The organism is Brevibacillus borstelensis (assembly GCF_037834415.1).
Taxonomy (GTDB): Bacteria; Bacillota; Bacilli; order Brevibacillales; family Brevibacillaceae; genus Brevibacillus; species Brevibacillus borstelensis_A.
The window spans coordinates 136,197-160,121 of the sequence record NZ_JAUMSJ010000004.1 but is presented as its reverse complement, the minus strand read 5'-3'; the positions used below and the strand labels follow the sequence as shown (position 1 = coordinate 160,121).

Here is a 23,925-nt window from a genome sequence, read left to right as displayed (position 1 = left end):
GATAGGAAGTGTATGTTGTGAGTCTCCGTAAATTAAAAATTATCTTGGAAATGATTAAATTCGAGCACTCCATTTTTGCTCTGCCGTTTGCTTTTATGGGTGCGGTATTGGGTAATATTGTAGTAGAGCAAACCTGGCCGACCTGGATGGAAATTTTATGGGTGACTGTTGCGATGGTAGGCGCACGAAGCGCCGCCATGTCGCTGAATCGATTGATTGACCGTTTCATCGACGCGAAGAACCCGCGAACCGCGAACAGGGCGATTCCTGCCGGTCTGATCTCGATTGCGGAAGTCGTCATCTTTATTGTCGTGTCCTTTGCCGTTTTGTTTTTTGCGGCTTTTCAACTGAATCCTCTTGCTGTAAAACTGCTGCCTTTGGCTGTTTTTGTACTCATTTTGTACTCCTATACGAAACGCTTCACCTGGCTCTGCCATTTCGTGCTGGGCGTAGCAATCGGGTTTGGGCCTTTGGGCGGTTGGGTGGCAACGACAGGCCAGGTAGACGGCACCGGTCTTCTGCTGTTTATCAGCGTGCTGTTCTGGACCGCCGGATTTGATATTATGTACGCCTGTCAGGATACAGATTTTGACCGCAAGGAAGGACTGTACTCCATGCCAAGCCGGTTTGGCATCGGCAAGGCACTGATGATCGCCAGAGGCTGTCATGTGATTACGTTCTTCGGGCTTTTGTCGCTGTACATGATTGCGGATTTGTCGATTTGGTTTTTGGTCGGTGTTTTGATCTCGGGCGCGATTTTGCTGTACGAGCACAGCCTGGTGAAGCCGACAGACTTGTCCAAGCTCGACGTAGCCTTTTTCAACATGAACGGGATTTTGAGTATGGTCATGTTTACTTTTACCATGCTTGATCTGGTGATATCATGAGTACGCAAGCATGGGCTGTTGGAATCACAGGTGCAAGCGGCGCGATATACGGGGTGAGGCTCGTTCAGGAGCTCTTGAGATGCGGACACACCGTACACTTAATGGTGACGGAGGCAGGCTGGCAGGTGTTTCACGACGAGCTGGACTGGAATACGGAAAATCGGGAGAGCCTGCTGGCGGAAAAATTCCAGCAGGATTTTCCCGGAGAGCTGCGTTACTGGGGCTTGCGCGATTTTAATTGTCCTGCCGCAAGCGGGTCTTACCGCTGCCAAGGGATGATAGTCGTGCCTTGCTCGATGGGAACCCTCTCCGGCATTGCTCACGGAGCCTCCGGCAATCTGCTGGAGCGTGTTGCCGATGTGATGCTGAAAGAAGGGCGCAAGCTCGTGCTCGTTCCCAGGGAAACGCCATTAAATGCGATCCAGCTGGAGAACATGCTTCGGCTGAGCAGGCTCGGCGTCAAAATTTTGCCGGCCATGCCGGGATTTTATCAAAAACCGCAGACCATGGATGATCTTGTCAATTTTGTCGTAGGCAAAGCCCTGGACGCGCTGGATGTCCCGCACGCTTTGTTTCGACGCTGGGGGGAATAAGAACATGCAAAAGTCCTTGCGCATTGGGCAAATTTTATACACCAACACACTCCCTGTCTATTTTCATTTCGACCAATTACGTTTTGAAGATCGGATATCGTTTGTCAGGCAGGTTCCTGCCCAGTTGAATGAAGCGATGGCACGCGGCGAAATTGACCTTGGCCCCATCTCTTCGTTCAGCTACGCGGAGCACGCAGCGGATTACCTGGTGCTGCCAGACCTGTCAGTCAGCGCCAAGGGACGAGTCGGCTCGATCTTCCTGTTCAGCAAAAAGCCGATCGAAGAACTGGATGAAGCGCTCATCGCCTTGACGAATACTTCGGCTACTTCTATCAATTTGCTGAAAGTGATCCTGCAAAAGTTTTACGGGCTGCATGTCTCTTACTCCATGCAAGCGCCTGTGTTGGCAGATATGATGCGTGACGCCGATGCGGCACTGCTGATCGGAGACGACGCGATCATGGCCATTCGCCAGCGCGTTCCTTATATGATTTACGATCTTGGCGAGCTTTGGTATCGCTTCACCGGATATTCCATGACCTTTGCGTTGTGGGCCGTCCGCAAAGCGGTTTTGGCCGAACACGCCGAGCTGCTTGGCGAAGTGCACAGCGCCTTTTTGGAGAGCAAACAGAAGCATCTGAGCAATCCGGAACCGTTGATCGAGTACGTTCATGCTCATTACGGCGGAGAAAAAGCTGATTGGCGTCAATACTTTCAAGGGCTTCAGCACGTCTTTGGCGATGAGCAAAGAATAGGGCTGGAGTATTACTACCGCTGTGCGGCGGAGCAGGGGCTGCTTCCGGGGCCGGTTGCTGTGGAAGTGTGGGAGAAGTCCGGACGGCAAAAACTACGTTGAACGAAAATAGGTGGAGCGGATGAACCTAGTCGATATATATTTTGAAATGAAAAAAGATGTGGAGTACATCGAAAAGCAATTGGAACTATCCATCGATACGGGAGTGCGGGAGCTGTACCAGTCATCTACGCACCTTTTGAAGGCGGGCGGGAAACGTATGCGTCCCGTATTTGTGTTGCTTGGCGGGAAATGGGGGTCCTATGATGTGACCCGCCTGAAATACGTGGCGGTTCCGCTCGAACTGATTCATATGGCTACTCTGGTGCATGACGATGTCGTCGACAATGCCGACAAGCGCAGAGGCCGGGACACAGTCAAAACAAAATGGGACAACAAAGTAGCGATGTACACGGGGGACTATATTCTCGCCCGGGCGCTGTCGATTGTGACTGAACTGAAAATTCCTCAGCTCCACCAGATTTTGGCCAATGCGATCGTCGAAATGGTAAAGGGAGAGATTGAGCAGGTTCGCGCCCTCCACAGCTGGGATCAAAATTTTCGCATGTACCTGCGCAGAATTAAGCGGAAGACCGCTTTGTTGATCGCGATCAGCTGTCAGATGGGGGCGATTGCGAGCGGTGCGACAGAGGAGCTCGTCCGCAAGATGTACTGGTACGGATACAACGTCGGGATGGCATTTCAAATCACCGATGACATCCTTGACTTTACCGGTACAGAAAAGCAGTTGGGCAAGCCTGCCGGCAGCGACTTGCGCCAAGGCAACATTACGCTTCCCGCGATGTACACGGCTCATCACGGGAGTGCTCGGGAACAGTTTCAAAAGTGGATTCGCGAGGATACCTTCTGGAACCATGTGGACGAGGCGATTCAGCTGGTGCGGAAAGATGAGGGGATCGCTTTTTCACAAAGACTGGCAGAGCGCTATATTGCCAGAGCGCGCAGTATTATCGCTGACCTGCCGGACAATTCAACGAAAAAATCGCTGATCGGTGTGGCAAATTTTGTTCTCGATCGTAAATTTTAATGTTTTTCGCAGAGGAGCATGTTGATTGCCCCTCTATCTTTTGATAAAATTTCTGTTGGTGTGTAAATACCAATACATAGCTATACTGGAGGCAACCTTACGATGGAAAAAACGTTTCTGATGGTAAAACCTGATGGCGTACAGCGCAACCTGATCGGAGAGATCATTTCCCGCTTTGAGAAAAAAGGCTTCCAACTCGTTGGCGCTAAGCTGATGACTGTTAGCCGCGAGCTGGCTGAGCAGCACTATGCTGAACATAAAGAGCGCCCGTTCTTTGGCGAACTCGTGGACTTCATCACGTCCGGACCTGTATTCGCCATGGTATGGCAAGGCAACAACGTGATTTCTACCGCTCGTTCCATGATGGGCAAAACCAACCCTGCTGACGCTGCATCCGGTACAATCCGCGGCGACTTCGCAACTTCCGTTGGCATGAACATCATCCACGGTTCTGACTCTCCAGAAAGCGCTGAGCGTGAAATTGCTCTCTGGTTTGGCCAAGGAGAAGTTCTTTCCTACGAAAAAACAATCCAACGCTGGATGTAAGCTCTGGAAACAGAGTCAAATGGTAAAAGACTCCGCAAAGGGGTCTTTTTCTTTTATTCGCGAATCTACAACAAATTTCGGCAGGATTTTGTCAAAAAACCGCGAATCGCATGAGTAAGTCGTCGAAAGGGGATTTCGAAGTATGGAAGACAAGGATTTTCTCCAATTCATCGCCAGCGTAAAAAAAATGACAGGAATTGACCTCGCACTCTATAAGGAAGCACAGATGAAACGGCGGCTTACTTCGCTCCGCTTGAAACGGGGGTATACGACTTTTGCCCAGTACTTTGAGGCGATCGCTAAAGACAAGGAGCTGTTTTACGAGTTTCTGGACCGCATGACGATCAACGTGTCGGAGTTTTTCCGCAATCCGGGGCGGTGGGAAGTGCTTGAGAATAAGATCTTGCCCAGGCTGGTGCGTCAGTCTCCGCGTCTAAAATGCTGGAGTGCCGCATGCTCGACGGGAGAAGAGCCTTACACACTGTCGCTTCTGCTGCTGCGCCATCGTTGGGATGCTTCGGTACTGGCATCGGATATTGACGAAGGGGCAATTGCCAAAGCGAAACAAGGCGTGTACACGGACAGAGCCCTGCAGGACTGCCCAAAAGATTTGCTTTCCAAGTACTTCCAAAAAGACAGCTTGAGCTACCGCATTTCGGATGAAGTGAAAAACCGTGTGAATTTCCGCAAGCACAACCTTCTGGCGGATACATTCGAGTCCGGATTTGACCTGATTATTTGCCGCAACGTCATGATCTATTTTACGGAAGAGGCCAAGCATGAGCTCTACCATAAATTCAGCCGTGCGTTGAAGCCGGGCGGCGTCCTGTTCGTCGGCAGTACGGAGCAGATTTTCCAGCCACAGCAATACCAGTTTGAAACAGAGGATACATTCTTTTACCGAAAATTAGGGTAAAAGAAATCTATCGGGTATATCCATGCTGTTTTTTCCCAAGACTATGAATAACAAGCCGATAGGGAGGAAGCAGATGGATAAGCAAAAGGTCATCGAGGCATATCGAAGAGGCTTGATCACTCTCCAGGAGTGCGGGCAAATTCTTGGAGCGGAAAAAACACAGGTGGATGACCTCGTCCGGGCGCATCATAGCCGCCGCTCGAATCCTTCGAATTCCTGGATGATGGCTGACCATTACTAAACAGGATATGACAGCGGACGCTTCTCAAGTCGAGAAGCGTTTTGTCTAGATTCAGAAAGTTTCCCACTTTTGTATTTCCTCGGGGTAAGAGGTATGATATTATAACGCTTAAAAGTGATAAAGGACAGCGCCCCGGATCGAGGGAAAAGAAAGTGCTGCCTGGAGGATGGAGGAAGCGAGAGATGCGTTATTTATCAGCGGGGGAATCGCACGGCCCGCAATTGACGGCCATTATCGAAGGGATTCCAAGCAACCTGCCGTTCTCTGTCGAGGCGATCAACGAACAATTGGCGAGACGGCAAAAAGGCCATGGACGTGGCCGAAGAATGCAGATTGAAAAAGACCAGGTAAAGGTGCTTTCCGGGGTCAGGCACGGTTATACGACCGGGGCCCCGATTACACTGGTTGTCGAAAATAAAGACTGGGCGCATTGGCAAGGCATCATGAGCGTCGAGCCAGTCGAGGGCGCAGATGAAAAACGGCGTGTATCCCGTCCGCGCCCGGGACATGCGGATTTGAATGGAGCGATCAAGTACCATCAGCGCGATATGCGCAATATTCTTGAGCGATCAAGCGCTCGCGAGACGACGATTCGTGTTGCTGTCGGGGCTGTCGCCAGACAATTGCTGGAGGCGTTCGGCATCCGAATAGGCGGACAGGTGCTGCAGATCGGAAATGTCGTTGCCAAAAAAATCGACGTACCTCTGGAAGAGCTGATTGCCCGGACCGAAGAATCGCCTGTCCGCTGTCTAGATGAAGAGGCGGCACAGCTGATGATGGCTGCGATCGATCAGGCCAAGCAGGACGGTGATTCGCTCGGCGGGATCGTCGAGGTCGTCGTTGAAGGCGTTCCGATCGGCCTGGGCAGCCACGTTCAGTGGGATCGAAAATTGGATGGACGCTTGGCGCAGGCAGTGATGAGCATTCAGGCGTTCAAAGGGGTAGAAATCGGGATCGGATTTGAAGCGGCTGGACAGCCGGGGTCACAGGTCCATGATGAAATCGTCTGGAACGAAGAGAAGGGATACAGCCGGAAATCCAACCGGGCGGGAGGGCTGGAAGGCGGCATGACAACGGGAATGCCTGTCGTCGTACGCGGCGTCATGAAGCCGATTCCGACTCTGTACAAGCCATTGATGAGCGTCGATATCGATAGTCGCGAAGCGTTTTCGGCGAGCATTGAGCGCTCCGACAGCTGCGCGGTCCCGGCTGCGAGCGTAGTGGCTGAAGCGGTGGTTGCTTGGGAGATTGCCCAAGCCATGTGCGAGAAGTTTCCTTCCGATTCGCTGGACGACATGCTTGAAAATGTTCGGCAATACCGGGCTTATACGGAGAAATTCTGATGAAGAAAGAGACGCTGACAGTAGAGCTGGGCGAGCGCTCGTATCCGATCATCATTGGCGACGGCCTCTTGCAGCAGGCGGGACCTCTGCTGCGGGAGGCGGGGCTTGCCCCTGCGTCCAAGCTGCTCGTGGTCACGGATGAAAATGTGGCACCACGCTATCTGCAGCCGCTGAAAGCTGCCTTGGAGGCGGCCGGATACGCCGTTCATTCGTTTGTGATTGGGCCTGGCGAGCAATCAAAAAGCCTTGCCGTGTATGAAGCCGTAATGACCGAGGCGATTTCCGCCGGATTGGACCGCAAATCGGCAATCCTCGCGCTTGGCGGCGGAGTGGTCGGCGATTTGGCTGGCTTTGTTGCCGCCACCTACATGCGCGGTATCGCTTTCGTCCAAGTGCCGACAACGCTGCTTGCACACGACAGCTCTGTCGGGGGGAAAGTGGCGATCAACCATCCATTGGGGAAAAATCTGATCGGGGCCTTCCACCAGCCTCGTCTGGTGTTGTACGATACATCGGCCATTCGGACTTTGCCCGAGAGAGAACGCGCCGCCGGGTTCGCGGAAGTGCTCAAGCACGGTTTAATAGCTGACGAGAGCTTTGTCTCCTGGCTGGAGGCAAACGCGGAAAAGCTTTGGCAGCTGGATTCTGAATTGTTGAGCAAAGCCATTTGCCGCGGCTGCGAAGTGAAGGCCAGCATCGTGTCGGCAGACGAAACCGAGCAAAACCAAAGAGCGCTGCTGAATTTGGGCCATACGTTTGGACACGCTTTTGAGGCGCTTTGCGAGTATTCGAGGCTCAATCACGGCGAAGCGATCTCAATCGGGATGTGCCTTGCGGCGAAGGTGGCAGAACGCATAGGTGTTGCACAGGATGGCGTGTATGAGCGAACCAGGCAGCTTCTGCGGCAGTACCAGCTGCCAACAGAGTGGCCGCACGCGCTCGATCCGAAAGATGTTTTGGAAGTCATGAAACGCGATAAAAAGGCAGTCGGCGGCAAACTGGCGCTCGTTTTGCCGCGGGCAATCGGCACAGTCGAGCTGTTTGCCCGGGTGGACGAAGAGCTTGTTTTGACAGTCATGAAAGAAGAAGCGGGGGCTTAGAGTAAATGGGAGTGCGAGGCATACGAGGAGCCATTACGATAGAACAAGATACAAAAGAAGAGATCATTTCTGCGACCAAGCTGCTGCTCGAAGAGATGGTCCGGCGAAATCATGTCGTGCCGGATGATATCGCCAGTATTTTGATCACGACCACGGATGATGTAAAGGCGGCGTTTCCCGCACAGGGAGCCAGGCTGATCGAGGGGTGGCAATACGTCCCGTTGATGTGCGCCAGAGAGATCCCTGTTCCGGGAAGCCTGCCTTCCTGTATCCGTGTCATGATGCTGGTCAACACGGAGAAGAAAGCGTCCGAGATCGAGCATGTCTTTATGCGGGAAGCGGTAAAATTGCGGCCGGATTTGGTAAAGAAAGATTGACATCATGGGCACCCTCTTTTAGTATAGTAAAAAACGAGGGTGCCTCGTTTTTCCGGTAATAAGCAAAACCGGCAGAGAAGAGATTGAGCAGAGTTGAGTGAAGAAGAGTTAGGCTGAGGAGAGAAGAGCAAGCTGGGATTGTGAATGCGTACACAATCAATCCAGGGATCTTCCTGGATTTTTTATTCTCCCCCTATCTCTTCCTCTACACACGCAGGTGTCAAAAGAGGAAGAGGATTCAAAAGCCGCGTCGGTATCTGCCCACGCCCCCTGGCAGCATCGGCTGTTGCACGCCTTGTGCATCGCAGCAGACAGCATACACGGATCGAACAGACGCGCCATTTCGGCGTTGTCCTTGGCTATCCGTATTGTCTGCGGCGAAGGCTTGTTCCCCTTTACTCATTTGCCACCTCGACAAAAGAGGTGAGAGTCCATGTTTACCCCATCCTTGACAGAAGTCCAGTCACTGGCGCAGTCATACTCGCTGATTCCGGTTCGCATGACACTGCTGGCTGACCAAGAAACCCCCATTCGCTTGTATCAGAAGATTCGCACACCTCAGTCCTTTCTGCTGGAAAGTGTGGAGGGAGGCTCCCGCTGGGCCCGCTATTCGTTCATCGGGCTTAATCCGTTTCAGACTGTGGAGGCCACCGGCAATCAGATTGCAGTCAAGAAACGCGACGGTGGGCAGTTTACGCTCCAAGGAAACCCTGTTCATTACCTGCGGAAGGAAATGGAGCGCTACAAAAGTCCGAAGCTGAGCAATTTTCCCCGCCTCAGTGGCGGAGCGGTCGGTTTTTTCGGCTACAATACCCTGCATTACTTCGAGCAGCTTCCGCGCCATCGGAAAGACAGCCTGGAGCTGCCGGATATGCGCTTTTTGTTTGCTGACGAGATCATCGCGTTCGACCACTTGAAGCAGGAGATCCAGCTGATCGTCAACCTTCACGCGGAAACGGGAGATACCACCGAGTGCATCCGTCAAAAGTATGAGGCAGTGTGTGACAGGCTGGAACAGCTGGCCGTCCAGGTGACAGCTCCGGGACACGATGTGAATCAACGGCTTCCGCTAGGCGAAACGCCTGCACGGAAAGTAGCGGTTGAGAGCAATATGAGCCGCGAAGCCTACGAGAAGATGGTGGAGGCGGCGAAGTCGTATATAGCCGCGGGAGACATTTTCCAGGTGGTGCTCTCCCAGCGCTTTCGGGCTGCCACCGAGGTTGATCCGTTTTCCGTCTACAGGGTGCTGCGCACGCTAAATCCTTCCCCGTACATGTACGTTCTGCAGTACGATCAGGAAATGATCGTCGGAACGTCGCCAGAGCTCTTGGTGAGAGTGGAAGATGGCAAGGTGGAAATGCGCCCGATCGCCGGTACGCGAAAAAGAGGCGGTTCTCCCGAGGAAGACGCAAGGCTGGCGGAAGATCTCTTGAACGACCCGAAAGAGCGTGCCGAGCATTACATGCTGCTGGATCTCGGCAGAAATGACGTGGGGCGGGTCTCGCGCTACGGCAGCGTTCAGGTGGAAGAGTCACTGGTTATTGAAAACTATTCGCATGTCATGCACATGGTGTCGCACGTAACGGGACAGCTGCGCGAGGACGCCCATCCCTTTGACGCTCTGCTGTCTGCTTTTCCGGCCGGAACGGTGTCGGGCGCTCCCAAGCTCAGAGCAATGGAAATCATCGCCGAGCTGGAGCCTGATTCCCGTCACCTGTACGCAGGAGCGATTGGATATTTGGCATTTGACGGGACGATGGATACGTGCATTACGATCCGGACGCTGCTGTTCCAGGGGGGATACGCTTACGTCCAGGCTGGAGCCGGGATCGTAGCCGATTCCGATCCTGCCGCAGAGTACCAGGAATCCGTAAACAAGGCAGCGGCGATGCTGGCGGCTTTGGAAAAGGCGGAGCAGCTTTTTGCGCGGAAGGAGGAGCGTGTATGCTAAAGACAGCTTTGGAAAAAATCATAGGCGGATGCGATCTCGATCGAGTGCATGCGGAAGCGGCCATGGGTGAGATCATGGACGGAAAGGCGACGGCAGCCCAGATCGGTGCGTTTATGGCTGGCATGCGGATGAAAGGGGAGCGAGCCGAGGAAATCATCGGATTTGCCAAGGCGATGAGAGAGCGGGCGGTTCGATTGCCGCTTGATGTGCCCGGTATGGTCGATACATGCGGCACAGGCGGGGACGGCAGCCACACCTTCAACATCTCGACCGCAGCGGCAATTGTGGCTGCGAGTGCCGGCGTACCGATTGCCAAGCACGGAAACCGCGCGGTATCGAGCAAAAGCGGAAGCGCCGATGTGCTGGAGGCGCTAGGCGTGCCGATCACCCTTTCCCCGGAAGATGCGGCCGACTGCTTGCGAGCGACTAACCTCTGCTTTTTGTTTGCTCCGCTCTACCACCAGGCGATGAAGCATGCGGCTGGCCCGCGAAGAGAGCTGGCGGTCAGAACTGTCTTCAATTTGCTTGGGCCGCTGACGAACCCGGCGGAAGCAAAGTACCAGCTGCTCGGTATATACGACGCCAAGCTCTTGCATACCGTTGCCGAAGTATTGCGGGAATTGGGTGTCGAACGGGCGCTGGTCGTGGCAGGCGCGGATGGTCTGGACGAACTCACAGTGACCGGGCCCAGCTTTGTCTCCGAGCTTCGGGACGGCATCATTACCGATTACGAAATCGAGCCGGAGCAATTCGGATTGAAACGGCACTCCCTGGATGCCCTGCGCGGCGGGGACGCCAAGGAAAACGCGAAAATCGTGGAGGACATCTACAGCGGGAAGCGAGGCGCAGCCCGCGACATCGTGCTCTTGAATGCCGGGGCAATCCTCTATCTTTCCGGCAAAGTCAGCAGTATCGGACACGGAGTCATCACCGCGGCTGAATTGATCGACGACGGAATCGTGAAAGAAAAATTGGAACAATTTCGGCAAGTGGCGGGAGGGTTGATCCATGCTTCGTAAGATTGTGGAACGGAAACGGGAGGAAGTGGCAGAGCTTCGGGCCGCCACGAGCATCGCGAAACTGCTGGAGGAGGCAAGGGAAATGCGGCCGGCCAAGGGCTTCGGCAATGCCTTGCTGCAGAGCAGCCGCCCTGTCAGTGTCATTGCCGAGGTGAAAAAGGCTTCGCCGTCCAAAGGATTGATCCGGCCCGATTTTGAGCCTGTGGCCATAGCGCAAAGCTACGCTGCCGCCGAGGTTGAATGCATGTCGGTTCTGACCGATGCTCCCTTTTTCCAGGGGAGCAAAGCGTATCTGAAGGAGATCAGAAAGGCCGTTTCCCAGCCTTTGCTGCGCAAGGATTTTATGATTGACACATTGCAGGTAGTCGAAGCGAGAGCCTGCGGTGCCGATTGCATTTTGCTCATCGCCGCCATCCTTGAAGGACCTCAGCTAAAGGAGCTCGCCCAGACAGCGACCGAGCTTGGCATGGACATTCTGATCGAGGTGCACGACAGAAGTGAGCTGGATGCGGTATTGCGCGTAGTCACACCGACCTTGCTCGGCATCAACAACCGTAACCTGCACACGTTTCGCACGGATCTGGCTGCCACCAAAGAGCTTGCGGCGCTGGTGCCTGCCGGGATTCCGATCATCAGCGAAAGCGGGATAAACAGCGTGGAGGACGTGGCTTTCGTACAGGAAGCAGGGGCCCGTGCCATACTCGTGGGCGAACATTTTATGCGCCAGCAAAACGTCACCCAGGCCGTGATTGATCTGGTGGGGGAAAAAGCGGGGCGCAGCGAGCGGGTGAAATCATGACACAGATCAAGATTTGCGGGATAAAACGAGCAGAGACACTCGCTTGTCTCACACAATTGGCTGTCGACTACGTCGGCTTTGTGTTTGCTTTCAGCAAGCGCCAAGTCACGGGGCAGCAGGCTGAAGCAGTACTTCGGGCAGTGCCGGGGCATCCCCCCGCTGTCGGGGTATTTGTTAATCCATCTCTGGCTGAACTGGAAGAAGTCCTTGACCAAGCCCAGCTTTCCGTGATCCAGCTTCACGGCCGTGAAACTCCGGATTTTTGCCACGAAGTGCAGGAGCGTTTTTCACTGCCGGTCTGGAAAGCAATGGCGGTCGGAAGCGACAAGGGTGGCGATACGGAGGCAGAACAGATAAAAGCGTACCGCGGCGTGACCAATGCCCTGCTGTTCGATACGTATGATCCGGCGCTGGCAGGAGGGACGGGGAAACGCTTTTCCTGGGAGCAAATCCCGTTTCTGCAGAAATGCGCATCGCCGCTCCCGTGCATTATCGCTGGCGGGATTCACGGTGAAAACGTCGGCGAGCTCATCAGGAACTACCGGCCGTCTGTCATTGACGTTTCAAGCGGTGTAGAGACCGAGGGAGAAAAGGACGAGCAGAAAATACGAGAATTTGTGGGAAGGGTGAGAGAGGCATGACAACGACTGGAACAAAGGCAAAGCAAGTGCCCGATCAGCACGGACGGTTTGGGGCTTTCGGGGGGAAGTACGTTCCGGAGACACTGATGAACGCTCTGGCCGAGCTGGAGGCGGCCTTTTCCGATGCGCAGGCTGACCCGACATTCCGAAAGGAGCTCAGCGATTTGCTGCGAGAGTATGCCGGCAGGCCGACACCGCTTACGTACGCGGATAAACTGACCGCGCATCTCGGGGGAGCCCGCATCTATTTGAAACGGGAGGATTTGAACCATACCGGCGCCCACAAGCTGAACAACGCGCTGGGGCAAGGGCTTTTGGCGAAGAGGATGGGGAAGACCTCCATCATCGCGGAAACGGGCGCGGGCCAGCACGGTGTTGCCAGTGCCACGGTAGCTGCAAAGCTGGGCTTGTCCTGCAAAGTGTTTATGGGCACCGAAGACATCAAACGGCAAGCGCTGAACGTATTTCGGATGAAGATGCTGGGAGCCGAAGTGATCCCGGCGGAGTCAGGCTCGCGAACGCTGAAGGATGCCACCAATGAAGCGATCCGCTACTGGGTTTCTCATGTGGATGAAACCTTTTACGTCATCGGATCGGTTGTCGGTCCACATCCATATCCTTACATGGTTCGAGAATTTCAAAAAATTATCGGCGAAGAGACCCGTGGACAGATTATGGAGATGCTTGGCCGGCTTCCCGACGAAGTGATTGCGTGCGTCGGCGGGGGAAGCAACGCGATCGGGATGTTCTATCCGTTCATCCAGGACGCGGCTGTTTCTTTGCGCGGAGTAGAAGCGGCAGGACACGGCATCGGGACTGACAAGCACGCCGCTACGCTCAGTCTCGGCCGGCCGGGCGTCATCCACGGCGCGATGACCTATCTCTTGCAGGATGAATACGGCCAGGTTCAGGAGGCGCACTCCATCTCTGCCGGGCTGGATTACCCGGGCGTGGGGCCGGAGCACGCATATTTGAAGGATACGGGACGGGTTCGTTACACGTCCGTCACGGATGACGAAGCTTTGCAGGCGGTAGAGCTGTTGTGCCGTACAGAAGGGATTATCCCGGCGCTGGAGAGCGCCCATGCGGTGGCGGAAGCAATCAAGCGGGCGCCGCAAATGAAATCTGGCCAAATCCTGGTTATTTGTCTGTCGGGAAGAGGCGATAAAGACGTGGAAACGATTCAAACTGCATTGGAGACGAGAGTTGCAGGAGGGGAAGCGAAATGAGCCGGACAGAAAATCGAATCGACCACCTGTTTGCCGACCGTACACGCAAACGGTTCATCCCTTTTCTGACCGTAGGCGACCCTGGCCTGGAGGCTACGTTTCAACTGGCGCACGGTCTCGTAGAAGCAGGGGCGGACCTTTTGGAGCTTGGCGTTCCCTACTCCGATCCGCTGGCTGACGGACCTACGATCCAAAGAGCCTCGCAAAGGGCACTGGCCAACGGGGTGACGATCAAGGACGCCCTTGAACTGGTGGCGCGTCTGCGTCAATCCGGTATGGAGACGCCGCTCGTGCTCTTCACCTACGTCAACCCGGTCCTGCAATACGGGATCGATCGCCTGTTTGCCGATTTGGCGGCGAAAGGAGCTGACGGGATCGTCATTCCCGATTTGCCCGTGGAGGAAAACGGTCCTGTTGTAAAGGCGGCTTCCGAGCATGGGCTCCACGTCATTTCACTGGTTGCTCCAACCTCGGATGAACGCGTCCGAACGATCGGCGAACAGGCCACCGGCTTTTTGTACTGCGTTTCCTCGCTCGGCGTTACCGGCGCAAGAGCAAGCCTGAGCGAGGATTTGGCTGATTTCCTTCAGCGGGTCCGCTCTTCGACGCAAGCGCCAACGGCTGTCGGTTTCGGGATTTCTACGCCGGAGCAGATAAAGGCGGTCGCTCCCTACACGGACGGGATTATTGTCGGCAGCGCCATCGTCACGGAAATCGAGCGTCAGGGCGAGCTGCTCGCAGACCCGGAGCAGCTTGCAGAAGGAGTCAAAAGAATAAAAAACTTTGTACATCAGCTGACGAGTGCGCTACAATAAGGGGAAAAATGTGACTGGAGTGAAGTGTGGATGCGACCGAAGCAGCGTATTCTTAGCGCACCCGTTTACCAGCCAGGAAAGCCGATCGAAGATGTGAAGCGAGAATTCGGCTTGACCGAAGTAATCAAGCTGGCGTCCAACGAAAATCCATACGGCTGTTCGCCCAAGGCGAAAGAAGCGATCGCGGCACAGTTGGATTCGCTCGCGCTTTACCCGGATGGAGCAAGTCTTCAGCTTCGCTGGGACTTGGCAGACTTTCTCGGCGTAAAGCCAGAGCAGCTGATGTTTGGAAACGGATCGGATGAGATTGTCCTGATGATTTCCCGCGCCTACCTGGAACCGGGAACGAATACGGTGATGGCGACTCCGACGTTCTCCCAATACCGTTCCAACGCAATCGTGGAGGGCGCCGAACTGATCGAGGTGCCGCTGAAAGAGGGCGTGCACGATCTGGAGGCGATGGCTGCCGCGATCAACGATCAGACGAAGGTGGTCTGGGTGTGCAACCCGAACAACCCGTCCGGTACGATTGTCGGCACAACCGAGCTGGAGGCGTTCCTGAAAAAGGTGCCAAAAGAGGTTCTGGTAGTGATGGATGAAGCCTACTACGAGTATGTCGTCGATGAAGCGTATCCGCAGACAATCCCGCTGCTCGCCCAGTATCCAAACCTGATCATTCTTCGCACGTTCTCCAAGATTTACGGTCTGGCCACGCTGCGCGTAGGCTACGGAATCGCTTCCGAAGAGATCATCAGCCATTTGGACCACGTCCGCGAGCCGTTCAACACCAGCTCGCTTGGCCAGGCTGCCGCTCGTGCCGCATTGAAGGACCAGGAGTTCGTCAACGAATGCAGCAGGCGAAACCGGGAAGGTTTGAAACAGCTGACAGACCGCTTTGACGAGTGGGGACTGTCGTACTATCCGTCTCAGACAAATTTCGTCCTGGTCAACCTGAACCTTGATTCCGACGAGGTGTTCAAAAAGCTTCTGCAGCAAGGAATTATCGTTCGCTCCGGCAGGGCGCTTGGCTTCCCAGGGTATCAGCGGATCACGGTGGGGACGACCGAGCAGAATGAAAAGGTGCTGCAGGCTTTGGCAGGCATCGTCGTGGGAGCAGGAAAATAAAAGCAAAAATGCCGGAGTCCAGCATCCGGCATTTTTGTCTAGACATATACAGAAGGGGATAGAGTGTGGAGATGAATACCACCATCGCAATCATTGGGGTCGGCTTGATCGGCGGGTCTATCGCGCTGTCGCTGCGCCAAGACCCGCAGGTGCGCGTCGTCGGTTTCGACGTCCGTCAGGAGTGCCTGGACAAGGCGCTTACTTCCGGCGTCATTCATGCCGGGACGACTGATCTGCAGACCGCTGTCAGAGAAGCAAACGTCATTTTTATCGCCGCACCGGTGGAACAAATTTACGCTACGCTGGACAGGCTGCCTGCCTTGTCCCTGCAGCCGGGCGTGATCGTCACGGACGTGGGGAGCACGAAGTCTGGCATTATCCGTTATGCACGGGAGAAAATGCCCAAGGCTGTCACCTTCATCGGCGGGCATCCGATGGCAGGATCGCATAAATCAGGAGTCGAGGCGGCTTCAGACCGGCTGTTTGAAAATGCCTATTATGTACTGACTCCGGCATCCGATGTGCCGGAGGATCAGTTGGAAAGATTGGTCAGCATTTTGTCTTTGACGCGGGCCAACGTGATTCGGATGGACCCGGACGAGCACGATCAGGTGGTCGGTTCTGTCAGTCATTTTCCGCATATTTTGGCGTCAGCTCTGGTAAATGTGGTGGCGGGCTACGACGAACGCAATCCGTGGCACCATCGCTTGGCCGCAGGCGGATTTCGCGACATTACGCGGATCGCATCGAGCAATCCGAGAATGTGGCGCGACGTTTTGTTGAACAACAGAGAGCACCTTCTGCGCATTGCGGAGGATTGGTCAAAAGCGCTCGAGGATGTCATGGCGCTCGTAAAAGAAGGAGAGGCAGAACAGATCGAGCATTTTTTCCGGACGGCCCGCGATTTCCGAGACGGTCTTCCCGAACGAAAAAAAGGAGCAATGCCTCCGCTGTACGATTTGTACATCGATATACCGGACCATCCGGGAGAAATCGGCCGAATTACAACCCTTCTTGGCGCAAAAAACATCAACATCACCAACCTCCAGATTCGGGAGACGCGTGAAGATATTCTCGGTGTCCTGCGGATTACGTTTCGCAGCCAGCTTGAGTTGGAGAAGGGCGAAGAGTTGCTCCGGTACTTCGGGTATAACGTGTATAGACGGGAGTAAATTGCTCATACCATCCCGCTTTGGGGCATAGACGCTTTGCTGTGCGAATGCACATGCATACGGGCATGCTTTGACAGGTTCGAGTCAGGAAATGTTCGAAATACAGAGCAGAAAAAGGAGAGAGTCGCTGTGCTACGCGTTCAACGTGCAAGTCAGATCAAGGGAACCGTCCGGGTACCAGGAGATAAGTCCATTTCCCATCGTGCCGTCATGTTTGGTGCGCTGGCTGAAGGAACGACAAATATCGAAGGCTTCCTTCCGGGGGCCGACTGCTTGAGTACGATCAGCTGTTTTCGCAGGATGGGCGTGGAAATCGTTCAGGATAAAGACCGGGTGACGGTTCACGGCAAAGGCTGGTACGGACCTCAAGAGCCATCCCAGCATCTTGATGTAGGAAACTCCGGTACGACCATTCGACTGATGTCTGGAATTCTCGCCACGCAGCCGTTTCACAGTGTGATGGAAGGAGACGAATCCATCGCAAAACGGCCGATGCGCCGAGTGATTGGACCGCTGCGCCAGATGGGTGCCAAAATCGACGGGCGGAAAGATGGGGAATTCACGCCGCTTTCCATCCGCGGAGGGGAGCTGCAGGCGATGTCGTATCAATCGCCTGTTGCCAGCGCCCAGATCAAATCGGCGATTCTGCTCGCAGGTATGCAGGCAAACGGAGTGACCAGCGTGACCGAACCGCAATTGTCCCGCGACCACACGGAGAGGATGCTGCAAGCCTTCGGCGTGAAGCTCGTCCGAAATGGCCTGACCGTTTCGATCGAGGGCGGACAGAAGCTGAAAGGGAGAGCCATTCAGGTGCCGGGAGACATTTCATCCGCGGCTTACATGATTGCGGCAGTGATGATGGTGCCGGGAAGCTCTCTTTTGATCGAAAACGTGGGTATCAACCCGAGCCGTACCGGTATTTTGGATGTCGTAAACATGATGGGGGGAAAAATTGAGCTCATCAATGAACGAGTAGTCAATGAAGAGCCGGTTGCAGATCTGCTTGTGACCTATTCCGAACTGAAGGGGACGGAGATTTGCGGCGACATCATTCCCCGGCTGATCGATGAAATTCCGGTCATTGCGGTAATGGCCACGCAAGCATACGGACGTACGGTGATCAAGGACGCAGAGGAGTTAAAGGTAAAAGAAACAGACAGAATCGCTACAGTAGTGAGCGAACTGACGAAGCTCGGGGCCAATATCATCCCTACGGATGACGGCATGATCATCGAAGGCCCGACCCCGTTGAGAGGGGCTGTTATCGACAGTTTTGGCGATCATCGGATCGGGATGGCAATGGCGGTCGCCGGATTGGCGGCGGAAGGCGAGACGCTGATCGACAACGACGATGCGATTCTGGTATCCTTCCCTGGCTTCCCCGATATCCTGCAGAGCATCATCAGCAACTGACGAGGGAAGCAACTATCGAACGAACCCGTGATTTCAGCGGGTTCGTTTTTTTTCGCCAAGGAACAAAGATGCGCCCAGAAGAGAAAAGGAATGAAAAAGGTAAAAAGTGTTTGACAAGCGCTTACATTCAGATATAATAAAAGTACAGTATGGTTTCTCTCCACTCCTATCCAATATAATAAAGCACAGATGTGCTGCCACCGTTTGAATGCGCTTACATCGACGGTGGCCTTTTTTTGTCCTTTTTTCCCCGTTCGGTGCATATGCTCGTACCAAAGAGAGCGTCCATCTGCGGATGGGGGAGGGACGAGCTATGGCAATGGAAGAAATGGTCATTCGGAATGGAACGGTTGTGACCGCAAGCGGTATTGTCGAAGCGGACATTTGGATAGAAGGGGGAAAAATCAAACGGGTTGCAAAGGACCGGTTGAGCTCGTACAGGAAAAACGGGCAGCCGCCGCAAGAGTGGGACGCAGCCGGTATGTACATCCTGCCTGGTTTTCTTTCGCTGCCTGATAAAGCCTTTACCAAAATCAGAAGCCCCCAGGATTATTTGAGTGCCGTCCGTTCCCTGGTTGCATTCGGGTATACCAGCATGGCTGATCTGCTGCAAATCGATTCGTGGAAGAAGCCGGACCAATGGTGCTATCAAGCGGCGGTTCATTACAATAATGTCATCGACTACACGATCGTGGTCGAGATTCCCGCTCGGCAAATGACGCACGGCCTGATCCGTCAGCTGTGCGCGGAGGGATACAGATCGATCAGGATGACTGTTCACAAGCCTGAAGAAATATTTCGCCTGGAATGGGAAACGTTTTCCCCCTTGCTTGCGTCTTATAAAGTGCTGCTGACCCTGCATATACCGGACGATACCGGCATAACCCGAGAGGAGAAACGAAACATCCTCAGGCACTGGCTGCGGCACTGTCGCGTTTGGCATATCCGCACCTGGGTCAAGGCCGATTGGACTCTGGCTGTAGAGGCGCCTCATAGCTTTTACCATCTGTATCAGATAAAAGGAATGGCCGTCGATCACGCCCTTCGCCTCTTGCATGAGCAGCCCTTCCGTCCGCTTGCGGTCATGGCATCGCTGGAGGCGGTCCAGGTAGATTTGAAGCGCAAGAGGTGGCAGGAAGCGGAATTGCTTCGTTTACTCGTCAAACTTTGTTCGACAAATACCGCCAAGGCACTGGGGCTTTACCCTAGAAAAGGATGCATTGTTCCGGGGGCTGATGCGGATCTTTTATTCCTGAAAAAAGAACAACTGTTGACAAAATTTGATCTTTACACTATTCTCAATTTTAGCGAATTGCGTCTTCCAACTTCTGTTATGTCGAACGGAAAGTGGATTTTTGCCCAGCAGGAATATGCAGCAACCATAGGGATGGGACGATGTCATCGGGACATCAAGCCATATAATTTTGTCATGTAACCCCAAATCTGGGGGTTTTTTCGTAAAGGATTCCAGGTACCTGACGAGAAAAAGATTCGTCAGACCAGCGCAACTTTTTACATCCCTGGCAGTCTAAACATACAAAGGCTGCGGAGGGATCGGAATCGCAAGGAGGTAATCCTGATCATGACCGATTCCCAGCTTATCCGCGAAATAAAAGAAGGAAATGTCGAATGCTATGCCGAGCTGATACGCCGGTACGAAAAAAAGATTCTCGCATTTGTCACGCACTTGCTGCGCCAGGCGCATCTGGAGCACGTGGCGGAAGATTTGTGTCAGGAGACTTTTTACAAGGCGTATAAGAGCATTCATTCGTTCCGTGATGTAGAAGCGACCTTTTCTACCTGGCTCTACACCATTGCCCGCAATTCCGTATTGAGCGAACTGCGCAAGAGCCGGAATTCGGATGTGTATCTCGAAGACACCTTGCAGGTCCCGTTGGCCTCGTTTGAACGCTTGCCGGAGCAAGTGCTGCTCCGCAATGAGCGCGAGCATCTCGTTCGTCAGGCGATTAACAATTTGCCTGAAAAACAGCGCTCCGCCCTGATTTTGCGGGAATACGAGCAGATGGACTACAATGAGATAGCCGTGATTCTCGATTTAACAGTGAGTTCCGTGAAATCTTTGCTGTTTCGAGCGCGGCAGAGCATCAAGACTCAATTGGAAGCCTACATCCTGGACCCTCATTTGGATGAAGCTGAAGGGATGAATCGATGATGAGATGTGAAGATGTGCAAGATAAGTTGCCGGATTACGCAGATGGCCAACTGCCCGATGTAACGCGGCGGCGCGTGGATCATCATTTGGCTGTTTGTTCTTCCTGCCGTTCGGACTATGCACTGTGGAAGGACAGCAGTGAGTGGATGGAGACTGACAAAGAGCGCTACCATTCCATCACGCCTGCCAAGTCAATTGTCGATGCCGTCATGGCGCGTATTTTGTCAGAGGAGAAGTGGGCTATTCCTTTTGGCAAAAAAGTGTTTTCGGTTACAGCGAGAATGCGTCGCATCGGTGCGAGCGCCGCTGTCATTTTGCTGATGCTTTGTACGTTTACGCTGTATGTAAACACAAGCAATGCTGAACAGGCCAACTCTCTTTTGATTGGGGGCGAGGTTTTGGCTATGGGCAAACAGGCACAAGTCGTTACCTCCTCCACGCAGACAGAAGACGGCACATATATCGTCGAATCGAATCAGTTAGTGTCCGAAGGGCAGCCGCTGGCCAATGCGACAGCGTCCATTGCACCTTTGGACGGAAAGCAGGGACCGAGCCAGATGGAAGGTCCTAATTACGGCGTGGTCCTCAGTGTGTTTGGCATTTTGGTCACCGTTTTGACAATGAGCTGGTTTACGCGGGCATAATGGTTTATCTTTATAGTACGTCCTTTGCAGGGAGACCGTCTTCGGACGGTCTTTTGCAGCTTGTTCAGGCGAGTGACTTGTACATATGAATTTCCACCATATAGACGAGGTGAATAAGTTGACGAAACAATGGCTGTATGTAATAGACGAAGCGATCAAGCGGATTGAAAACGATGAAGTGGAACTGGGTCTGCAAGCGCTCCAAAAAGTCCAGGAGCATGGCAAGGACCTGCCGGAGGTCATGCTGTATCTGTCGGAGGTGTGGTATCGATTGGGCCATCTTGATGAGGCATCGGAACTGCTTGCTGAAATCATGGAGGCCAACCCTGAGCTTGACCCGCCTCTGCGGCGGGAGTGCCAGATGCTCTTGGCGGAGATCGCGCTGGATGGAAATGATTTTGAGACCGCTCAGCACATTTTATACGAGTTAAAGGAGTCCGGGTATGAGAGCTTGCGCCTGGACCTTTTGCTGACGGATCTGTACGCCATGCAAGGACTGGATGAAGTCGCCATCAAGTACCTGGAGCAGGCCCGCCAGAAGGAACCCGGCAACAAAGAGATACTGACTGCGCTCGGCAACATGTACTTCCAGATTGGCAGAGATGATGAGGCCATGACTGCTCTGGAGCAGGCAGGGGAACAGAGTGTAGAGCTGCTTCTCTCCAAGTCCCGCGTGCTCGCGCAAAATGGCAACTTTGAGCAAGCCTATCATTTGTATCAGCACGCGCTGGAGCAGGAGCAGAGCGCAGAGATTTTGTACGGCTGCGCACTGATGGCTTTTCACACCGGGAACGTCGAAGAGGCGGCCGATTACGTGGGCAGGTTGCTTGCGGTGGATGAAGAGTACGTGGCCGGGTATCCGCTCTCTGCCGATATTTACCTTTCGATGGGGAAGACGGAAAAATCGATCGAAGCACTTGAGCAATACGTGGAGCTATCGGGCTTTGACCTCGACCAAATCCGCAGGCTGGTCGCCCTGTTGACGCAATCCGGGCGCTATGAGGACGCAAAAGAATACCAGAAGCTGCTCGATGCTTGGAACGGAGACGAAGATCAGCTGTGAGCGGATTGCTTTATTTCAAGGGAAGTCACAATCGTGGCTTCCTGTTTATTTTGCCGTAAATTGGCAAGAATGGTGGGTAACAAAAGCCTTCGTTAAGGAAGGGATGCCCAGATGAACTTGGCTGAGATTTTAGTCTACACCGACATCCGGCAGCTCACTCAGATGGCCGACCACTACGGCTGCGATTGCAATCCCCACTCAAAAAACGAACTGATTACCACATTGCTGGCAAGCTTGCGGCACAAGCAGACAATCTCCCGTGAGATCGAGCAGCTTTCACCGGAAGAGACGCATTTTTTCCTGCTCCTGTTTCTGGATAAGCGCACAGAGATGTCCTTGGAGGATTTGCTGGCTAAGGCAGGCCTGGCACTGGATGCGAAGAAGGAGCGCAAGCAGGAGGAAGCTCGCAAATACATAGCCAGCTCGATGAAGCGCGGCTGGATTTTTCCCGCCAAAAGCAAAGCGATCGGACAGTATCAAGTGCCGCTGGACATAAGGGAGCCGCTGCTCTGCACGTGGCTGCAAAAATGGCAGAATGAAGAGGGCGCATTTGTATCGGAGCCGGAGGCGTATCGGGATGAAGGGACAGCCCTTGTTGACGATATTATGCAATTTTTGCGATTTCTGCAGCGGGAGCCTGTGCCTTTGACCGCAGACGGCGGGATGTACAAGCGGTATCAGCAACAGGTGCTGCAGTTTTTGCAGGTGAAGGAGGAGCCCCTTGCTCCCGAGCGATGGCGTTTTGGCTACGGTTTGCATTTCGACCTTTATCCGGACAGGTTTTCCCTTATCTACGATTTCTGCTATTACCAAAGGTGGATCGAAGAGATTCCGGGCCAGGTGTCGATTACGGAAGCGGGGAATGAGCAGCTGCAAAAAACGTACAGCGATGGGCTGTACCACGACGTCATACGCTTTTGGATGAGATTGTACAAGCGTGCCGTCCCCAATTTGCCGATGCTTGTCCAACTGATACCGATGATGGCGGCCAGCGGTTGGGTCACCCAGACGGTGCTTGCGAGAAGTCTCCTTCCCTGGATTCGCGCTTTTTACTACGATGAACCCAGCAATATTCTGGTGAATCGGATCTTGAAAATGATGGTGCACCTCGGATTGATCCGCGTCGGTCAGTCAGGTGAAGAATGGATTTACTCCGGAACGTACGCCAGCCAATCTTGGCTTCGCAAATACAATGGTTTTACAGAATCTACCATTTTATTGAAGTGAGGGATGTGCATGGAGTGGCCAAATTTTTATTCCAATACATATGGGACAAACAATCAGCAGGTGTCGGGCTTGCTTTCCGAAATGCTGATCGACGAGCAGGTTCGCCTGTACCGCAAGCGGACGCTGTACCTGGAAATTGACGAAGCCCTTGCCGAGAAAAACAAGGAGCGTTTCCTCGTCCTGACGAACGAACTGCGCGAAATCATGGCTTACGAAGCTACGTAGGCTCGAGAAGACAAGGATATTTGCCTGATCAGCCGGGTTCGTGATACGCTAGTCTCCAGAAAAAAATGGGAAAGAGGAGACTGCTATGCAATGGAACATACAGGAAATGGAAAAATGGGAGGAGCTGCAGCCCTATGTGGATACTGCGCTGCTCCCTCTTTATTTGTACCGTCCGGAATTGAAGCTCGCGGATCATGTGGTGCGGATGAGCTATCTGATGAATGTGGCAGCTTCGATCGAGCAGAAGCTGAAAGGAAGAGTGCTGCTGTTTCCGCTCTGTTACCAATTCGGGAATGAACCGGCTGCCCAGCAGTTTTCCGAGAGCTTCGAGCATTGCATCCTGCTCCAGTTCAGCGGCGATGGCATCAAGCTGGTCGGTCCGCAAGCCAGAATGCTGACAGTGGGCGACGAAGACCTCGATTCTCCCCTCCGCTTTGAGGTCACAGTAGATATTTTGACCCGGGAAATCATTCGCATGTGGCAGGAAAAATAGGGGGCATTAGCCCTTGATATTTTTGGAGACACTAGGAAAAACAGAGAGACAAGATGGGATATTTGACAAAATGGTAACAATATCATCTACTT

At 53.7% G+C, this 23,925-nt stretch carries 26 protein-coding genes; all 26 read left to right on the top strand.

Features of this window, described 5'->3' with window-relative positions; genetic code table 11:
* Window positions 1–17 precede the first annotated feature (17 nt).
* Window positions 18–887: a UbiA-like polyprenyltransferase gene (locus Q3F21_RS06170; RefSeq protein ID WP_340250599.1), complete on the top strand. Its 870-nt coding sequence runs from the start codon at window positions 18–20 to the stop codon at window positions 885–887.
* Complete coding sequence (locus Q3F21_RS06165; RefSeq protein WP_340250597.1) at window positions 884–1,480, top strand: UbiX family flavin prenyltransferase; 597 nt, start codon at window positions 884–886, stop codon at window positions 1,478–1,480. Before Q3F21_RS06170 ends, Q3F21_RS06165 begins: the two co-directional genes overlap by 4 nt.
* 4 nt (window positions 1,481–1,484) lie before the next feature.
* Window positions 1,485–2,336, top strand: a complete 852-nt coding sequence (locus tag Q3F21_RS06160; protein ID WP_340250595.1) for a menaquinone biosynthesis protein — start codon at window positions 1,485–1,487, stop codon at window positions 2,334–2,336.
* Between the two features lie 19 nt (window positions 2,337–2,355).
* Window positions 2,356–3,321 (top strand): polyprenyl synthetase family protein, encoded by a 966-nt coding sequence (locus Q3F21_RS06155; protein ID WP_340250594.1) that lies wholly within the window; start codon window positions 2,356–2,358, stop codon window positions 3,319–3,321.
* Window positions 3,322–3,423: 102 nt separating this feature from the next.
* Window positions 3,424–3,867 carry a nucleoside-diphosphate kinase gene (ndk, locus tag Q3F21_RS06150; protein WP_340250593.1) on the top strand — a complete coding sequence of 148 codons (444 nt, stop codon included), beginning with the start codon at window positions 3,424–3,426 and terminating at the stop codon, window positions 3,865–3,867.
* Between the two features lie 142 nt (window positions 3,868–4,009).
* Window positions 4,010–4,783, top strand: coding sequence for a CheR family methyltransferase (locus tag Q3F21_RS06145; RefSeq protein ID WP_340250592.1), 774 nt, complete (start codon window positions 4,010–4,012; stop codon window positions 4,781–4,783).
* Window positions 4,784–4,856: 73 nt separating this feature from the next.
* Window positions 4,857–5,024: a hypothetical protein gene (locus tag Q3F21_RS06140; RefSeq protein ID WP_340250591.1), complete on the top strand. Its 168-nt coding sequence runs from the start codon at window positions 4,857–4,859 to the stop codon at window positions 5,022–5,024.
* Window positions 5,025–5,206: 182 nt separating this feature from the next.
* Window positions 5,207–6,367, top strand: coding sequence for a chorismate synthase (aroC, locus tag Q3F21_RS06135; protein WP_340250590.1), 1,161 nt, complete (start codon window positions 5,207–5,209; stop codon window positions 6,365–6,367).
* A complete protein-coding gene (gene aroB / locus Q3F21_RS06130; protein WP_340250589.1) occupies window positions 6,367–7,467 on the top strand; it encodes a 3-dehydroquinate synthase in 1,101 nt (366 codons plus the stop codon). Before aroC ends, aroB begins: the two co-directional genes overlap by 1 nt.
* 5 nt (window positions 7,468–7,472) lie before the next feature.
* Window positions 7,473–7,844 carry a chorismate mutase gene (gene aroH / locus Q3F21_RS06125; RefSeq protein WP_340250588.1) on the top strand — a complete coding sequence of 124 codons (372 nt, stop codon included), beginning with the start codon at window positions 7,473–7,475 and terminating at the stop codon, window positions 7,842–7,844.
* Between the two features lie 433 nt (window positions 7,845–8,277).
* Window positions 8,278–9,795 (top strand): anthranilate synthase component I, encoded by a 1,518-nt coding sequence (gene trpE / locus Q3F21_RS06120; protein WP_340250586.1) that lies wholly within the window; start codon window positions 8,278–8,280, stop codon window positions 9,793–9,795.
* Entirely contained in the window at window positions 9,789–10,814 is a 1,026-nt protein-coding gene (gene trpD, locus Q3F21_RS06115; protein ID WP_340250585.1) for an anthranilate phosphoribosyltransferase, read from the top strand. Before trpE ends, trpD begins: the two co-directional genes overlap by 7 nt.
* Complete coding sequence (gene trpC, locus Q3F21_RS06110; RefSeq protein WP_340250584.1) at window positions 10,804–11,613, top strand: indole-3-glycerol phosphate synthase TrpC; 810 nt, start codon at window positions 10,804–10,806, stop codon at window positions 11,611–11,613. The genes trpD and trpC overlap by 11 nt, the downstream gene beginning before the upstream one ends.
* Window positions 11,610–12,254 (top strand): phosphoribosylanthranilate isomerase, encoded by a 645-nt coding sequence (locus Q3F21_RS06105; protein ID WP_340250583.1) that lies wholly within the window; start codon window positions 11,610–11,612, stop codon window positions 12,252–12,254. The genes trpC and Q3F21_RS06105 overlap by 4 nt, the downstream gene beginning before the upstream one ends.
* Window positions 12,251–13,483: a tryptophan synthase subunit beta gene (gene trpB, locus Q3F21_RS06100; protein WP_340250582.1), complete on the top strand. Its 1,233-nt coding sequence runs from the start codon at window positions 12,251–12,253 to the stop codon at window positions 13,481–13,483. The genes Q3F21_RS06105 and trpB overlap by 4 nt, the downstream gene beginning before the upstream one ends.
* A complete protein-coding gene (trpA, locus tag Q3F21_RS06095) occupies window positions 13,480–14,298 on the top strand; it encodes a tryptophan synthase subunit alpha (RefSeq protein WP_340250581.1) in 819 nt (272 codons plus the stop codon). The genes trpB and trpA overlap by 4 nt, the downstream gene beginning before the upstream one ends.
* 30 nt (window positions 14,299–14,328) lie before the next feature.
* Complete coding sequence (gene hisC, locus Q3F21_RS06090) at window positions 14,329–15,423, top strand: histidinol-phosphate transaminase (protein WP_340250580.1); 1,095 nt, start codon at window positions 14,329–14,331, stop codon at window positions 15,421–15,423.
* Between the two features lie 71 nt (window positions 15,424–15,494).
* Entirely contained in the window at window positions 15,495–16,595 is a 1,101-nt protein-coding gene (locus Q3F21_RS06085; protein ID WP_340250579.1) for a prephenate dehydrogenase, read from the top strand.
* 129 nt (window positions 16,596–16,724) lie between these two features.
* Window positions 16,725–18,008, top strand: a complete 1,284-nt coding sequence (aroA, locus tag Q3F21_RS06080; RefSeq protein ID WP_340250578.1) for a 3-phosphoshikimate 1-carboxyvinyltransferase — start codon at window positions 16,725–16,727, stop codon at window positions 18,006–18,008.
* Between the two features lie 313 nt (window positions 18,009–18,321).
* Window positions 18,322–19,443, top strand: a complete 1,122-nt coding sequence (locus tag Q3F21_RS06075; RefSeq protein ID WP_340250576.1) for an amidohydrolase family protein — start codon at window positions 18,322–18,324, stop codon at window positions 19,441–19,443.
* Between the two features lie 147 nt (window positions 19,444–19,590).
* Window positions 19,591–20,181 carry an RNA polymerase sigma factor gene (locus Q3F21_RS06070; protein WP_340250575.1) on the top strand — a complete coding sequence of 197 codons (591 nt, stop codon included), beginning with the start codon at window positions 19,591–19,593 and terminating at the stop codon, window positions 20,179–20,181.
* Window positions 20,182–20,195: 14 nt separating this feature from the next.
* Window positions 20,196–20,825, top strand: a complete 630-nt coding sequence (locus tag Q3F21_RS06065) for a zf-HC2 domain-containing protein (RefSeq protein WP_340250574.1) — start codon at window positions 20,196–20,198, stop codon at window positions 20,823–20,825.
* A gap of 118 nt (window positions 20,826–20,943) precedes the next feature.
* Window positions 20,944–21,888: a tetratricopeptide repeat protein gene (locus Q3F21_RS06060; protein WP_340250573.1), complete on the top strand. Its 945-nt coding sequence runs from the start codon at window positions 20,944–20,946 to the stop codon at window positions 21,886–21,888.
* Window positions 21,889–21,999: 111 nt separating this feature from the next.
* A complete protein-coding gene (locus tag Q3F21_RS06055) occupies window positions 22,000–23,115 on the top strand; it encodes a hypothetical protein (RefSeq protein WP_340250572.1) in 1,116 nt (371 codons plus the stop codon).
* A gap of 9 nt (window positions 23,116–23,124) precedes the next feature.
* Window positions 23,125–23,340: an IDEAL domain-containing protein gene (locus tag Q3F21_RS06050; RefSeq protein WP_340250571.1), complete on the top strand. Its 216-nt coding sequence runs from the start codon at window positions 23,125–23,127 to the stop codon at window positions 23,338–23,340.
* Between the two features lie 85 nt (window positions 23,341–23,425).
* Complete coding sequence (locus Q3F21_RS06045) at window positions 23,426–23,833, top strand: DUF2487 family protein (protein WP_340250570.1); 408 nt, start codon at window positions 23,426–23,428, stop codon at window positions 23,831–23,833.
* Window positions 23,834–23,925: the final 92 nt, after the last annotated feature.

Bases quoted from the DNA above. Each gene is read 5' to 3' on its own strand.
- aroH (WP_340250588.1), top strand. From the start codon at position 7,473: ATGGGAGTGCGAGGCATACGAGGAGCCATTACGATAGAACAAGATACA.
- Q3F21_RS06070 (WP_340250575.1), top strand. From the start codon at position 19,591: ATGACCGATTCCCAGCTTATCCGCGAAATAAAAGAAGGAAATGTCGAA.
- trpD (WP_340250585.1), top strand. From the start codon at position 9,789: ATGCTAAAGACAGCTTTGGAAAAAATCATAGGCGGATGCGATCTCGAT.
- Q3F21_RS06155 (WP_340250594.1), top strand. From the start codon at position 2,356: ATGAACCTAGTCGATATATATTTTGAAATGAAAAAAGATGTGGAGTAC.
- aroC (WP_340250590.1), top strand. From the start codon at position 5,207: ATGCGTTATTTATCAGCGGGGGAATCGCACGGCCCGCAATTGACGGCC.
- Q3F21_RS06145 (WP_340250592.1), top strand. From the start codon at position 4,010: ATGGAAGACAAGGATTTTCTCCAATTCATCGCCAGCGTAAAAAAAATG.
- trpE (WP_340250586.1), top strand. From the start codon at position 8,278: ATGTTTACCCCATCCTTGACAGAAGTCCAGTCACTGGCGCAGTCATAC.
- ndk (WP_340250593.1), top strand. From the start codon at position 3,424: ATGGAAAAAACGTTTCTGATGGTAAAACCTGATGGCGTACAGCGCAAC.
- trpA (WP_340250581.1), top strand. From the start codon at position 13,480: ATGAGCCGGACAGAAAATCGAATCGACCACCTGTTTGCCGACCGTACA.
- Q3F21_RS06160 (WP_340250595.1), top strand. From the start codon at position 1,485: ATGCAAAAGTCCTTGCGCATTGGGCAAATTTTATACACCAACACACTC.
- Q3F21_RS06050 (WP_340250571.1), top strand. From the start codon at position 23,125: ATGGAGTGGCCAAATTTTTATTCCAATACATATGGGACAAACAATCAG.
- Q3F21_RS06165 (WP_340250597.1), top strand. From the start codon at position 884: ATGAGTACGCAAGCATGGGCTGTTGGAATCACAGGTGCAAGCGGCGCG.
- Q3F21_RS06045 (WP_340250570.1), top strand. From the start codon at position 23,426: ATGCAATGGAACATACAGGAAATGGAAAAATGGGAGGAGCTGCAGCCC.
- trpB (WP_340250582.1), top strand. From the start codon at position 12,251: ATGACAACGACTGGAACAAAGGCAAAGCAAGTGCCCGATCAGCACGGA.
- Q3F21_RS06140 (WP_340250591.1), top strand. From the start codon at position 4,857: ATGGATAAGCAAAAGGTCATCGAGGCATATCGAAGAGGCTTGATCACT.
- Q3F21_RS06085 (WP_340250579.1), top strand. From the start codon at position 15,495: ATGAATACCACCATCGCAATCATTGGGGTCGGCTTGATCGGCGGGTCT.
- Q3F21_RS06055 (WP_340250572.1), top strand. From the start codon at position 22,000: ATGAACTTGGCTGAGATTTTAGTCTACACCGACATCCGGCAGCTCACT.
- trpC (WP_340250584.1), top strand. From the start codon at position 10,804: ATGCTTCGTAAGATTGTGGAACGGAAACGGGAGGAAGTGGCAGAGCTT.
- Q3F21_RS06075 (WP_340250576.1), top strand. From the start codon at position 18,322: ATGGCAATGGAAGAAATGGTCATTCGGAATGGAACGGTTGTGACCGCA.
- Q3F21_RS06105 (WP_340250583.1), top strand. From the start codon at position 11,610: ATGACACAGATCAAGATTTGCGGGATAAAACGAGCAGAGACACTCGCT.
- hisC (WP_340250580.1), top strand. From the start codon at position 14,329: ATGCGACCGAAGCAGCGTATTCTTAGCGCACCCGTTTACCAGCCAGGA.
- aroB (WP_340250589.1), top strand. From the start codon at position 6,367: ATGAAGAAAGAGACGCTGACAGTAGAGCTGGGCGAGCGCTCGTATCCG.